This window comes from Catenulispora pinisilvae, from assembly GCF_015356865.1.
GTDB classification, from domain to species: domain Bacteria; phylum Actinomycetota; class Actinomycetes; order Streptomycetales; family Catenulisporaceae; genus Catenulispora; species Catenulispora pinisilvae.
On the sequence record NZ_JAAFZA010000122.1, the window covers coordinates 15229 to 29854 of the forward strand.

The following is a 14626-nucleotide window of genomic DNA, read 5'->3' on the forward strand; positions in this document are numbered from 1 at the left end:
CGCGCCGCCAGGACGGAGCTGCGATGCCCGTTGCACGGGATCGACGAGAACTGGTTGTCGGGATCGGCCCCTGTGCTGTCCCGAACGCACGCCTGGCCGCCGCGGTCGGGCGCGGTGGGGGCACCGGGGTCGTGGACCTCGGGGTCGGAGGCAGGGCCGCGCGGGAGGCGCTGGGCTTAGCCGCCGAATGGCTGCCCGACGGGTTCGGCGTCAGGTGCGGACGGGGTTGCGGACTGGAACTCGCCGAGCTCAGCCGGATCGGTTCGGGGCGGATCGACCTGGTGGTGCTGGGCCCGCAGGCTCCGTGGAGCGCGGACGAGGTGTCGCTGGCCGGCTACCGCGTCCTCGTCGAGGTGACCGACGCGTCCGAGGCGCGCGCCGCCGCGACGGCCGGCGCCCACGGCCTGATCGCGAAGGGATCCGAAGCCGGCGGCCGCGTCGGCGAGCTGAGCACCTTCGTCCTGCTCCAACGGCTCCTCGCCGAGCCCGGCCTCGACCTCCCGATCTGGGCGGCCGGCGGCATCGGCGAGCACACCGCCGCGGCGGCGGTCATCGGCGGCGCCGCCGGCGTCGTCCTGGACACCCAGCTGGCGCTGCTGCCGGAAGCCGAGCTGCCCGAAGACATCCGCGCCGCGCTCCGGGCCACGGACGGATCCGAGACCGTGGTCGCCGACGGTCATCGAGTACTGCGAACGCCTGCCTCCGACACCCTGCTCCCGATCGGCCAAGACGGCTTCCTCGCCGACCGCTTCCGCAAGCGTCACACCGACACCGTCGGCGCGGTGCGCGCGGTGCACTCGGCGATCGTCGAAGCGATCCGCGACGAGGACAGCGCCGCGTCCCTTGCCCCGCTCGCCCCCCTCGCCACGGCGCTCGGCCTGCGCGTACCGGTAGCCCAGGGCCCGATGACCCGCGTCAGCGACCAGGCATCCTTCGCCGCAGCGGTCGCCGAGGACGGAGCCCTGCCCTTCCTCGCCCTGGCGCTCGCGAACAGCGATCAGACCCGCGCGATGATGGAGCAGACCAAGGCCGCGCTCGGCGACCGCCCCTGGGGCGTCGGGATCCTCGGCTTCGCTCCCGCGGAACTGAGAGCCGCGCAGCTGGAGATCGTCAGGGAGCTGCGACCGGCGTGCGCGATCGTCGCCGGCGGCCGTCCCGCGCAGGCCCGCGCGCTCGAAGACGTCGGCATCGCGACGTTCCTGCACGCCCCCTCACCAGGCTTGCTCCGGCAGTTCCTCAACGCCGGGGCCCGTAGATTCGTCTTCGAAGGCTCGGAGTGCGGCGGCCATACCGGCCCGCGCGCCAGCTTTCCGCTCTGGGAAGCACAACTCGGCGTCATCGAGGACTGGCTCGCCGAGCAAACGCAATCACAGGCGCAATCACAGGCGCAATCACAGGCGCAAACGCGGGCCGACGGTCTCCAGATCCTGTTCGCCGGCGGCATCCACGACGCACGCTCCGCCGCGATGGTCGCCGCGCTGGCCCGGACGGTCGTCGGCGCCGGAGTGCAGATCGGTGTCCTGATGGGCACCGCCTACCTGTTCACCGAAGAATCCGTGGCCCGCGGCGCGATCCAGCCGCTGTTCCAACGGCAAGCCCTCGCCGCCGAGGCGACCGCGCTGCTGGAATCAGCCCCCGGACACACCACCCGCGGCATCGTCAGCCCCTTCACGACCGAGTTCCAGAGCCTTCGCCGGCAGCTGCAAGCCGGCGACGTGCCGCAGCGCGAAGCCTGGGAGCAGCTTGAACAGCTGAACGTCGGCCGCCTCCGCATCGCCAGCAAAGGCCTGGTGCGCGACGGCGCCGAACTGGTCCCCATCGACGAGGACCGCCAGCTGCGCGACGGCCTGTTCATGGCGGGCCAGGTAGCGGTGCTCCGCGACTCCGTCACCACGGTCGCCGACCTGCACGCCGAGGTCACCCAGGGCGCAAGCGCGTTCTACACCGCGCAGGCTGACGAAGCGGCCCGCGCCCTCGGAATACGCACAGGAACCGACGAAGCCGAGGAACAGCTTCCGGCGCCCCTGGACATCGCCATCGTCGGAATGGCCTGTGTCTTCCCCGGCTCCCCGGACCTCGCCGCCTTCTGGGCGACGATCCTCGACGGCGCCGACCGCATCACCGAGGTCCCGACGGACCGCTGGGACTCAGAGCTCTTCTACGATCCGGACGCGGTCGGCTCCGGAGCCGGTCGCGCGACACCTTCCAAATGGGGCGGCTTCCTCCCGCCGATCCCCTTCGACCCGCTGGGCTACGGGATCCCGCCGAACGCGCTGAGCAGCATCGAACCGACGCAGCTGCTCGCCCTGGAAGTCGCCCGGCGCGCGCTGGCCGACGCCGGATACGACCGCCCCGGGGTGGACCACGACCGCACCTCGGTGGTCTTCGGCGCCGAGGCCGGCAGCGACCTGTCCAACGCGGGCGTGCTGCGCACCACGCTGCCCGCCTACCTCGGCCCGCTCCCGGCCGAACTCGACGAACAACTTCCCCGGCTCACCGAGGACTCGTTCACCGGCGTCCTGGCCAACGTCATCGCCGGCCGCATCGCCAACCGGCTCGACCTCGGCGGCACCAACTACACCGTCGACGCGGCCTGCGCCTCCTCGCTCGCGGCCGTCGACATCGCCTGCAAGGAACTCACGCTCGGCACCAGCGACCTGGTGCTGTGCGGCGGCGTCGACACGCACAACGGGATCAACGACTTCCTGCTCTTCTCCTCGGTCCACGCGCTGTCCCCGACCGGCCGCTCCCGCGCGTTCGACGCCGACGCCGACGGGATCGCCCTCGGCGAGGGCGCCGCCTGCGTCGTGCTGAAACGGCTCGCCGACGCCGAACGTGACGGCGACCGGGTCTACGCGGTCATCAAGGGCGTCGGCAGCGCCAGCGACGGCCGCGCGCTCGGGCTGACCGCGCCGCGACCGGAGGGCCAGCGGCGCGCGCTGGAGCGTTCCTACCGGTCGGCGGGCGTGTCCCCGGCCCGGGTCGGCCTGGTCGAGGCGCACGGCACCGGGACCGTGGTCGGCGACCGCACCGAACTCAGCACCCTGACGAAGCTGTTCGCCGAGGCGGGCGCCGAGCCCGGCGGCTGCGCCCTGGGCTCGGTCAAGTCCCAGATCGGCCACACCAAGTGCGCCGCGGGCCTGGCCGGACTCGTGAAGACCGCACTCGCGGTGCACACCGGAGTGCGGCCGCCGACGGTGAACATCAGCCATCCGAATCCGGCGTGGACCGCCGACCAGAGCCCGTTCACGTTCCGGGCCGCCCCGGCGCCGTGGGCCCGGCCACCCGGCGAACGCCTCGCGGGCATCAGCGCTTTCGGGTTCGGCGGCACCAACTTCCATGTCGTGCTCTCCGGTCACGAGCGAGCCGTGGACCCCCGGCACGGCCGGGACGACTGGGCCGCGGAGCTCTTCGTCTTCCGCGGCGCCGACCGGGCCGCCGCACACCGGGCCATCAGTACCCTGCTCAGCCGGGTGGCCGCCAACGCGGGCAAGACGCCGTGGCGGCTTCGCGACCTGGCGCTGGCCGCGGCCCGAGCGTGCGACGCTCGCACCGACCGCGCGTGGGTGGCCCTGGTCGCCTCAGACCTCGAACACTTCGCGTCCCTGGCCGACCGCGTTCTGGCCGGTGAGCACGACCCGGCCTCGGGACTGCACCAGCCGCCCGACGAAGCGTTCTTCGGAGCCGGCGCCCCGGAATCCGGGGGCACCGCGTTCCTGTTCCCCGGACAGGGGAGTCAGCGCCCCGGGATGCTCGCCGAGTTGTTCGTCGCGTTCCCCGAACTCCAGCACTACCTGCGGCTCGGCCGGGAGTGGGCCGAGATCCTGAACCCGCCGACCGCCTTCGACGACGCCACCGCGGCGGACCAGGGTCGACGCATCCGGGACACGCGGGTCGCGCAGCCGGTGCTCGGCGTCGGCGGGCTCGCCGTCGACCATCTGCTGCGCAAACTCGGGATCCGGCCCGACGCGGTGGGCGGCCACAGCTACGGCGAGCTCGTCGCGCTGGCGAGCGCCGGTGCCCTGGATCCGCCGGCCCTCCTGGACGCCAGCCGGGGACGCGCGCAAGCGATCCTCGACGCGGCCGGCGACGACCCGGGCGCCATGGCCGCGGTCACCGCCGGAGGCGAGGAGATCGCCGCCGTGCTCGCGGAGCACGGCCTCGCCGACCGCGTCGTGCTGGCGAATCAGAACTCTCCCCAACAAGTCGTCATCTCGGGTCCCAGTGAGGCTGTGGACGCTGCGGTCTCCCACCTGCGCGCCGCCGAGATCGGGGCGAAGCGCATCCGGGTCGCCTGCGCGTTCCACAGCCCGGTCGTCGCGGCGGCCGGCGAGGCGTTCGCCCGGCTCATGGACAAGGTGCCGGTGCGCTCCCCGGAGACTCCGGTCTATGCGAACCGCACAGCCGCGCCATACGGCCCGACCGCCGACGACGTCCGAGCCGAACTCGGCGCCCAGATCGGTGCGCCGGTGCGGTTCGCCGACCAGATCGAGGCGATGTACGCCGCGGGCATCCGGGTGTTCGTCGAGGCCGGGCCCGGCAGGGTCCTGACCCACCTGGTGGACGCGATCCTGCAAGACCGCCCGCACCTCGCCGTCGCTTGCGAGGAGCGGCCCGGCGCCGGCGTCCCCGGCCTGCTCGCGGCCGTGGCCCGGCTGGCCACCGCCGGCGTCGCGCTCCGGACCGGCTGGCTGGTGGAGGGCCGCGACGCCCGGGACGCCGGCACCGCGACCGCGTCCGCCCGACCCGGCTGGACGGTCGACGGCCGCCACGTCCGCACCGCCGACGGGGCCGGCGTGCCCGGCGGCCTCACCCCGGCCCGGCGAATCTCTCTGGAGGGCACCATCGTGACGCACGATTCCGTGACCAGGTCGGAAGCGGCCCAGGACGCCTTGCTCGCCGAGTTCCTGAGGACCAACCGCGAGATGATCGCCGCGCAGCGCGACGTGCTGCTGGCGTATCTCGGCGGGGCGCCGGCCGGACGCCTGGTATGGCAGGGTTCTGAGGCACCGGCGCCCTTGGCCGTCCCCGCGGCCATCACGGCTCCGATGACGCCCGCGGTTCCGGCGTCCGCCCCGTCTGCGGTGGCCGCTTCGACCGAGGCGTCGACCGGGGAGACGGCCGAGGAACCCGTCACCGATCTGCTCGGCACGATCCTGGCGATCATCAGCGCGCGCACCGGATACCCGTCCGACATGATCGAGCCCGACCTCGACCTGGAGGCGGAGCTGAGCATCGACTCGATCAAACGCACGGAGATCGCCGGAGAGCTCGCCGAGCGCCTGGGCCTGGCGGCCGCCGAACTCGACGACGACCAGTTGGAGGAACTGGCCAAGGCGCGTACGGCCAATGCCATCGCCGACTGGCTCCGGGACCACCTCGACGGCGGATCCGAGCCGCAACCGGCGCCTATCGCGCCCCCATCCCAGGCCCCTGACTCCGTTTCCTCTGACTCCATCTCCTCTGCGCTGGCTCCGAAGCGTTTCGTCATGAACGAGGAAGACCACAGCTTCGCAGAACCGCTCGATAACGCCATCCTGACCGGAACCCGCTTCGTGGTCGTCGGGGCCGCGGGCACCGGCCCGGTGGAGCAGGCGCTCTCGAATCGGCTCTCAGAGCTCGGCGCGTCCGTCGAGATCCGCGGCGAGCGCACCGAAGCGGCGTCTGAAGTCGAGGTTCAGGCACAGGTCGACGGGATCGTGCACCTCGGAGCACTCGGCGCGGGCGACAGCATGGAGCCCCGGCTCCTCCCGCACGGCTTCGGCGCGATCAAGGAAGCGCTGGCCGGATCCCCGCGCTGGTTCCTCGCCGCCGCGCCACTCCAGGACCGCATCGCCGGCGCCGGGCTACGCGGCCTGTGGCGCACCATCGCCCGCGAGTACCCGCAGACCACCGCACGCCTCGTCGAGGTAGACCGCGACGCGAGCGCCGAAGACCTCGCGGCCCAGGTGGTCGAGGAGATCGTGAGTTCGGACCGCGAGCCGGTCGTCTTGCGCCACAACGGATCCCGCCGCCGGATCACCCCGGTGCAGACCTCGCTCGGCGCACTGGCCACGAACGGGGCCGGACCGGCGGGCGAGGGAACCGCCGAGCTCCAGGCGCTCGGCCTCGACCGCGACTCGGTCGTCGTGCTCATCGGCGGCGCGCGCGGGATCACCGCGCACCTCGCCGAGACATTGGCCGCCGCCTGCCGTTGCCGCGTCGAGCTCGTCGGCCGCACGCCGCTGCCGACCGGAGCCGAGCCGGCCGCGACGGCAGCCGCCCCGGACCGGGCGGCCTTGCGCGCCGCGCTCATCGCCAACGGACTGAGTGCTCCGGCCGAGATCGAACGCGAAGTCGGCCGCATCCTCGCGGGCCGCGAGGTGTCCGCCACACTCGCGCGGCTCGGCGCCCTGGGCAGTGCCGTGCGCTACCACTCGCTCGACGTGCAGAACAGCGAGGCCCTGCACCGGCTGCTGAAAGGCATCCACACCGAGCACGGACGCATCGACGCCGTCTTCTACGCCGCCGGCATCATCGAGGACAAGCTCATCGCCGACAAGGACCCGGCCTCCTTCGCACGCGTCTTCGCCACCAAGGCCGACGGTGCCAGAACCCTGATCGCAGGCCTCGATGATCTCCCTGAGCGTCCCCGCTACACCGTCCTGTTCGGCAGCATCGCGGCCGTCTTCGGCAACCGGGGCCAGTGCGACTACGCCAGCGCCAACGACGCGCTCGAAGCGGTCGGCGCGGACTGGTCGGCCCGGACCGGCGCGCACTGCCTGACGGTGCACTGGGGACCGTGGGCGCCGTCGGCTGAACACGGCGGGATGGTCACGCCGGAGTTGATGCAGGCCTACGGCAAGCGCGGCATCGGCCTGATCGATCCCGAGGAAGGGGTGCTGGCCCTGCTCCGGGAGCTGGCCTGGGGCGATAGCCCGGCGTCGGTGGTCTACACGGCGTCCCAGTGGTGATCGTTAACGCGGACGCGGCTGCCGACGCTGGCCCGGGCGCGGGCCCGGACCTGGCCCCGGTCGCCGTCGTCGGGATGGCGGTGCTGCTGCCCGGGGCCCCGGACCTGGACGCCTACTGGCGCAACCTGGTCGCGGGCACCGACTGCATCACCGACGTTCCGGCCCACCGGTGGGACCCGGAGTTCCACGACCCGGCGGCCGATCCGTCGCGGCCGGATCGGGTCTACTGCCGGCGCGGCGGGTTCGTGGACGGGCTCACGGAGTTCGACCCGCTGGCGTACGGGATCATGCCGGACTCGGTCGCCGGTGCCGAGCCGGACCAGCTGCTCGCGCTGCGGGTGGCGGCCGACGCCATCGCCGACGCGGGCGGTCGGGACCGGCTTCCGGCCGGCGATCGGGTCGGCGTCATCCTGGGCCGGGGCGGGTATCTGACGCCCGGCCTGGTCCGGCTCGACCAGCGCGTCCGCACCGCCAACCAACTGGTCCGGACTCTTCGAGAGCTGATACCCGGCCTGGCCGAGGAGCGGCTGGACACGATCCAGGCCGCCTTCACCGAGGCGCTCGGCCCGAACCGCCCCGAGGCCGCGATCGGCCTGGTCCCGAACCTGGCCGCGTCCCGGATCGCGAACCGGCTGGACCTGCGCGGCCCGGCCTACACCGTGGACGCCGCCTGTGCCTCCTCGCTCGTCGCGGTCGACCAGGCGGTGCGCGAGCTGCTGTCAGGGCGCTGTGACGTGATGTTGGCCGGGGGCGTGCACCACTGCCACGACATCACGTTCTGGAGCGTGTTCAGCCAGCTCGGAGCGCTCTCTCGATCCGGGCGGATCCGGCCGTTCCATCGGGGCGCCGACGGGATCCTGATCGGTGAGGGCACCGGTGTGGTGGTGCTGAAGCGGCTGGCGGACGCGGTGGCCGCCGGTGACCGGGTCTATGCCGTGATCCGCGGCACCGGCGTCGCCAGCGATGGCCGGTCCGCGAGCCTGCTCAACCCGGAGCCGGCCGGACAGATCCGGGCGGTGCGCGCGGCGTGGGCGGCCGCCGGGCTGGACCCGCTCGCCGCCGACGCGATCGGCTTGCTGGAGGCGCACGGCACCGCGACGCCGGCCGGGGACCGTGCGGAGCTGCTGACCATCGCAGAGGTCTTCGGCCCGCCGCGCACCGATGACGAGGCCGCGGGCGGCCCGCCGGCGCTGGGGTCGGTCAAGTCGATGATCGGGCACACCATGCCGGCCGCGGGGATCGCCAGCCTGGTGAAGGCGGCGTTGGCGGTGCATCACGGAGTGCTGCCGCCGACGTTGCACTGCGAGGATCCGCACCCTGATTTGAAGGGCACGCGATTCCGGACTTTGGCCGACGCCGAGGATTGGCCGCAGACCCGGACGCCTCGGCGCGCTGGGGTCAACGCCTTCGGGTTCGGTGGGATCAATGCGCATGTCGTTTTGGAGCAGGCGCCGAATCGGCCTCCGCGGCGTCGGGCCGCGGTTGACGGTGCGGTGCCGGAGCGCGAGGTGCGGCTGGCCGCTGATGATCTCGATGCGCTCGCTCAGATGCTCGACGCGGTGGAGTCCGAGCGGGATCCGGGCTCGTTCCTCCAGCGTGGTAGTGGCGCGTGCCGGATCGCGCTGATCGATCCGACGCCTCGGAGTTTCAAGCTGGCGCGGCGCGTCGTCGCGAACGCGAAGCCGTGGCGCGGTCGCGGGGATCTGTGGTTCACGCCGCGTCCGCTGCTCGCGGGGCGTGGCGGTGAGTCCGGTGCTGAAGCCGGTGCCGAGATTGGCGTCGAATCTGGTGTCGAGTCCGGCGCTGACCGGATCGCGTTCGTGTTCCCGGGGCTCGAAGTCGACTTCGCGCCGCGCGTTGAAGACGTCGCGGCTCGGCTCGGGGTGTCCGGGCCCGGATACGGCGCCGACAGCGTCGGCTCGCACGGGCTCGGCGTGTTCGAGGTCGGGCGGCTGCTTGAACGTGCCCTGACCCAGCTGGGCATCCGACCGGCGGCGGTCGCCGGGCACAGCGTCGGCGAGTGGACCGCGATGGCCAGCGCGGGCATGTTCGCCGGTACCGCGGTGGACGATTTCGTCGCCGGCTTCGACCCGGACTCGCTGCGGGTGCCCGGGCTGGTCTTCGGTGCCGTGGGTGCCGGTGCTGAGCGGGTGACGAAGTTGCTGCCGCGCTATCCGGGGATCGTGTTGTCGCACGACAACGGGCCGAATCAGTGTGTCGCGTGCGGCCCCGAGGAGACGATGGCCGAGTTGCTGCGGGAGCTTCGGCGGCAGAACGTGCTGTGCCAGGTGCTGCCGTTCCGGTCGGGGTTCCACACGCCGATGCTTGAGCCGTACCTCGGCCCGATCCTGGAGGCGTTCGAACACTTCGAGGTGCGGACGCCGACGGTCCCGGTGTGGTCGGCGACGCTGGCCGCGCCGTTCCCGGGGGACGCCGAGGAGGTGCGGCGGGTCTTCGTCCGGCACTTGGTGGAGACCGTTCGGTTCCGGCAGACGATTGAGGGCATGTATGAGGCCGGGATTCGGGCCTTCGTCCAGGTCGGCACCGGGGCTTTGGCGACGGTGATCGGTGATGTGCTCGGCGAGCGGGACCATCTGGCCATCGCGGCGAACGCGCCGCAGCGGGAGGGGATGGCTCAGCTTCGGCGGGTCGCGGCGGCGTTCTGGGCTGAGGGATTCCAGACCAGTGATGCGCTGTTCGGTGGGCGTGCGAAGACGACGCCGGCGAAGCGGCGCAGTGCTCCGATGCAGTTGGATCTTGGTGGTGCGCTCGTCAGTTTGGGGGAGAAGGCTGCCGGGCTTGCGCCGGCTGTCAGTGGGCTGACGGAACTCGATGAGCTGGATGGGCTCGCGGCCCGGCACCCGATGGCGGCGGAGGTCGCGCTGCTGCTGCGTGAGACGGCGGCGAGTACTGGGGCTGTGTTGGCTGCTCGGCAGGCCGCTTCCTCTTCTGCCTCCACCTCTGCTTCGGCTTCTGTTTCTGCTTCCGGCGAGCGGCGGATCACGCTCGCAGTGGGTACCGACTCAATGCCCTATCTCCTCGACCACTGCTTCTTCGCACAGCGCGACGACTGGCCGGACGTGACCGACCGCTTCCCCGTCGTCCCCGCCACCACAGTGATCCAGCACATGATCGACGCCGCGGGCGGTCACGCGATCGCGGTGCGGGACGCTCGGTTCGACCAGTGGACGGCCGCCGCGCCGCCGACCAGCGTCGAGATCGTCGTGCGGCCGGGTGCGGACGGCGCGGTCAAGGTCGAGTTCGGACCCTATGCGCGGGCGACTGTTGAGACAGGGGCCGTATTCTCTCCGGCGCCGCCAGTCTGGCCGGTCGAATCTGTGAGCGAGCGCTCGCCGTCTATCGCCGCCGGGACCCTCTATGACGACCGATGGATGTTCCACGGTCCTTTGTTCCGGGGCGTCGAGGAGCTGACGGCCATCGGGGACCGGCACGTGCGCGGCGTGATCTCTGCGCTGGCGACGCCGGGCGCGATCCTGGACAACGTCGGTCAGTTGCTCGGCTACTGGGTCATGGACACGTTGCCCGATCGGACCGTCGTGTTCCCGATGGGGATGAAGCGCATCGCGTTTCATGGCCCGACGCCGCGTGGGTCAGTGGCCTGCCATATCCGGATCCGGAGCGTCGAGGACACGGTTGTGGTCGCCGACGCTCAGCTGGTCAGCGCCGGTCGGGTCTGGGCCGAGATCTCCGGCTGGACCGATCGCCGGTTCGGGAGCCATCCGGATACCAAGGCCGTCGAACATGATCCGGGCGGCGCGCTGCTGGCCCGCCGGCGTCCCGGTGGTTGGTTCGCGGTCTTCGACCGCTGGACCGACCCGGCCTCGCGGCAGCTGCGGATGCGCAGCTATCTCGGCGCCGCCGAGCGTGACCTGTTCGAGGCGCGGCCGCCGCGTGGCCGGCGGCAGTGGCTATTGGGACGCATCGCGGTCAAGGACGCGGTTCGGCAGGCGATCTGGGACGAGGACGGTCCGCGCAAGCTCTTCCCCGCCGAGATCACGGTGGGCAACGACGAGGCCGGACGGCCTTTCGTCGCGGGCACGCATGGCCGGGGGCTGCCGCCGTTCGCCGTGTCGCTCGCGCATGCCGGGGACCTCGGCGTCGCGATCGTGCGTTCCGCCGCCGGGGATCGTCGCCCGCAGGCCGGGATCGACGTCGAGCTGGTCGCGGCGCGGGACGCCGCGACGCTCGCCTTCGCGCTGTCAGAGGACGAACTCGCTCGGCTGCGAGGGCTCGTTGACCGGGGCGGGGACGGCGGGGACAGCGAAGACCTGTGGTTCGCCCGGTTCTGGACCGCGAAGGAGGCGGTCGCGAAGGCACTGGGTACCGGATTGGCGGGCAACCCGCGGCACTTCGGCGTCGTGCAGGCCACCGCTTCCGGCGCCGTGGTCGAGGTTCGCGGCGGTGCTGCTGGAGTGGGCCGCCTGTTCCGCGTGCGCCTGGAACAGCTCACCAATCCCGATGACCTACCCGCACGACAGTACGTGGTCGCTTGGACCGAGGGACCGGACACCGACAACCATCAGGAGACAGACACGTGACCGCTGAGACGACGACCACGGTGCTCGCGGAAGTCGCCGCCATGCTCGGCTCGATTCTGGACGAGTACGGGATCGACGACATCGACATCGACCGGGACAGCCGGTTCCACGACGATCTGGAGCTGGAGAGCGTGGACCTGGTCACGCTCGCCGGGATGCTCGCGGAGCGGTACGGGGAGCGCGTCAACCTGGCCGAGTTCATCGCCGACCTCGGGCTCGACGAGATCATCGAGCTCACGGTCGGGCAGCTTGTGGAGCATGTGACCGTGTCCCTGGCCGCCGACACCTCTGCCGCCTCCGCTACCTCAGCCACCCCCTTCACCTCCGTCACTAGTTCCGAATCGAGCTGATCGTGATGCCGGCCACCGTCGCCAACGGGATCCGTCAGAACTACGAGGTGCTGCTCCCGCGCGATGCCGCACCGAACCCGCCGACCATCGTGTGCGTCCACGGCATCCTGATCGACAGCCTCGCGAGCTACTACTTCACCGTCGCCCAGGCGCTGCGCGCCGCCGGCTTCCGCGTGGTCCTCTACGACCTGCGCGGCCACGGCAAGACCGAGCAGCCGCCATCGGCCTACCGCCTGGACGACTTCGTCGACGACCTGGCCGCCCTCCTCGACACCCTCGACGTCCCCGAGGCCCACTTCCTCGGCAACTCCTTCGGCGGCACCATCGTCTACGGCCTCGCCGCACGCCACCCCCACCGCGTCACCGGCATCGTCGCCATCGAATCCGAACCGGCCACCGCGCCCTGGTCCACGAAGATGGCCACCAACCTCCACAAAGCCGCGACCCAACTGGGCACCTTCGAAGCAACAGCCTGGATAACCGCCCGCTACGGCCGCGACCTGGCCCGTCGCTCCAAGCGCGCCGCCCGCCTCCTGGCAGCCACCACCCTGGAGCGCGACCTCCCGACCAGCACGGTCCTGTCCGACCCGCAGATCGCTGAAATCGCCTGCCCGACCCTGGCCCTCTACGGCTCCAAGAGCGATCTCGCGGCGCAAGCGGAACACCTACGCACCCTGATGCCCCGCTACGAACCGGTGATCCTGCCGGGCCTGGAACACTCGGTGCTGGTCGAGGCCCCGGCGCGGGTCCTGGACTTGATCCTCGGGTGGCTGGCGGAGCACCGGCTCGCCGAGCGGGGCTCGGCGTGAGCGCGCCAGATCCCGCAAGATCCAGCGCCGCCGAGCCTGCACGCCCGCGCCGCTTCTTGATCGTCGTCCCACCCCTGGTCGGCCACATCAACCCCACCGTCGGCGTCGCCGCCGCCCTGGTCGCGCGCGGTCACCAAGTCGCCTGGGCCGGGAACCCCGAGCTGATCGCCAGTCTCGCCGGCCCTGATGCCAAGGTGCTGGACTGTGCCGTCCCCGGCGCGCCGGTTGTGCGGCCGGCGGGGTTGCGGGGGCCGGGGGCGCTGAAGTTCCTGTGGGAGACGTTCCTCATTCCGCTCGCGCAGGCGATGGTGCCCGGCGTGGCGGCCGCGGTTGAGGCGTTCGCGCCGGATGTCATGCTCGTGGATCAGCAGGCTGTGGCCGGTGCGGTTGTGGCGATGCGGTGCGGCGTGCCGTGGGCGACCTCCGCGACGACAACTGCGGAGCTGGGGAATCCGCTCGCGGCGATGCCCAAGGTCGACGCGTGGGTGCGGGAACTGCTGCTTGAGCTGGAGGTGCGAAACGGTTTGGGGACCACGGCCGCCTCGCCGCGCTATCAGCGTACGTACGGTGACCTGCGCTTCTCCCCGCACCTCGTCCTGGCCTACAGCACCGCCGCGCTGTCCGGTGAGGTCGAGGCCCTGCGTGAGACGCTGCGCTACGTCGGCCCGTCCATCGCCGAGCGCCCGACGGATCCGGAGTTCCCCTGGCACCGGCTCCCCGACGAGCGCCCGCTGGTCTTCGTGAGCGTCGGGACGGCCAACTCGGACGCCGGCGCGTCGTTCCTGCAAGCGTGCGCCGAAGCGATAGCCGACCGGCCGCACCTGTTCGGCGTCGTCGCGGACCCCGCAGCAGCCGTGCCGCCGGCGGACAACGTCCTGACCGTGCCGCACGTCCCGCAACTCGACCTACTCCAGCGCGCCGACGCCGCCATCTGCCACGCGGGCCAGAACACCGTGTGCGAGGCGCTGTACCACGGCGTCCCGCTGGTCCTCGCCCCGATCCGGGACGACCAGCCGGTGGTCGCGCAGCAGGTCACGGCGTCCGGAGCCGGCGTCCGGATCCGCTTCGCGCACGCCCGCCCGGCCCAGATCGGCACGGCCCTGGACCACGTCCTGACCGAGCCGACGTTCGCCGCCGCGGCCCGCCGGATCGGGGAGTCGTTCCGGGTAGCGGGGGGAGCGGCCGCGGCGGCCGACCACCTGGAGTCCCTGGCCCTGGCATAATGGTGGCCATGCGTAACCGACTTCTTGGCAGGTCCACGGGCGCCGACTGGTAGAGGTCGGGCACGCCGGGTGGTCCGGCGGCCCTGCCCTGCGAGGAAGAGTGTCCCGTTCCATTCGGCACGGATCGTTGTGGCCTGCTCAGGCTGGCGACGAGTCCGGTGTCTGTGTTGTTACGCGTGCGCTTTATGACTTGCGCTACTCCGCCGCCGAGGTGGAGCTGGCCGAGGTCGAGGGGCGGCGTGTGCGGCCGCAGCGCATACGGCCCGCCACCGAGAATCCGTGCAGCCGGGGTCGGTGTGGTGATTTCGAGATGATCAACGGTGTGTACGCGGCGGCGCAGAGCAGCGTCCGCACCGCGGAGCGTGCGGCCCTCGGTGAGTTGCGGAAGCTGGCCAACGGCGGCGCCGGGGCGGCTGACGGAGCCGACTTCGACGAGCGCGCCAACGGCCGCCGGGCCGCCTGGTGAAGGAGCCCGGCTGCGGCTGTAGGCCATCGGAGCGAACCTCGGCATGCCGCGCCCGCGTGCGGGACAGAAATCCGGTCATGAGCCCACTGACCAGGGTCGTCACGCTCGCCGCGGCGGTCGCGGTGGCCGCGTGGGCCGGTTTGGAGACCACTGGCCGCGCCGCGCCGCAGCCCGCGCGCACCGCCACAAGCGCGACCGGCAGGGCGATCGCCGCCTCGGCTGCCGCCCCGCGATACCTCCACATCCCCTCCCGCGTGGCACCAGAC

7 protein-coding genes are annotated in these 14626 nt (G+C 72.1%); all 7 read left to right on the plus strand.

The window, feature by feature from the left end; genetic code table 11:
- Positions 1-23: 23 nt before the first annotated feature.
- Positions 24-6953, plus strand: coding sequence for a type I polyketide synthase (locus IZR01_RS28815; protein ID WP_194925681.1), 6930 nt, complete (start codon positions 24-26; stop codon positions 6951-6953).
- A complete protein-coding gene (locus tag IZR01_RS28820; protein WP_438939708.1) occupies positions 6953-11512 on the plus strand; it encodes a beta-ketoacyl synthase N-terminal-like domain-containing protein in 4560 nt (1519 codons plus the stop codon). Before IZR01_RS28815 ends, IZR01_RS28820 begins: the two co-directional genes overlap by 1 nt.
- Positions 11509-11862 (plus strand): phosphopantetheine-binding protein, encoded by a 354-nt coding sequence (locus IZR01_RS28825; protein ID WP_323747126.1) that lies wholly within the window; start codon positions 11509-11511, stop codon positions 11860-11862. The genes IZR01_RS28820 and IZR01_RS28825 overlap by 4 nt, the downstream gene beginning before the upstream one ends.
- Positions 11863-11867: 5 nt before the next feature.
- On the plus strand, positions 11868-12671 hold the full coding sequence (locus IZR01_RS28830; RefSeq protein WP_194896677.1) for an alpha/beta fold hydrolase: 804 nt from the start codon (positions 11868-11870) through the stop codon (positions 12669-12671).
- Positions 12668-13894 (plus strand): glycosyltransferase, encoded by a 1227-nt coding sequence (locus IZR01_RS28835; protein ID WP_194925682.1) that lies wholly within the window; start codon positions 12668-12670, stop codon positions 13892-13894. The genes IZR01_RS28830 and IZR01_RS28835 overlap by 4 nt, the downstream gene beginning before the upstream one ends.
- A 190-nt stretch (positions 13895-14084) precedes the next feature.
- Positions 14085-14360, plus strand: coding sequence for a hypothetical protein (locus IZR01_RS28840; protein ID WP_194896679.1), 276 nt, complete (start codon positions 14085-14087; stop codon positions 14358-14360).
- A 77-nt stretch (positions 14361-14437) separates the two neighbouring features.
- A partial coding sequence (locus IZR01_RS28845) for a hypothetical protein (protein ID WP_228560418.1) occupies positions 14438-14626 on the plus strand: 189 nt, incomplete at its 3' end.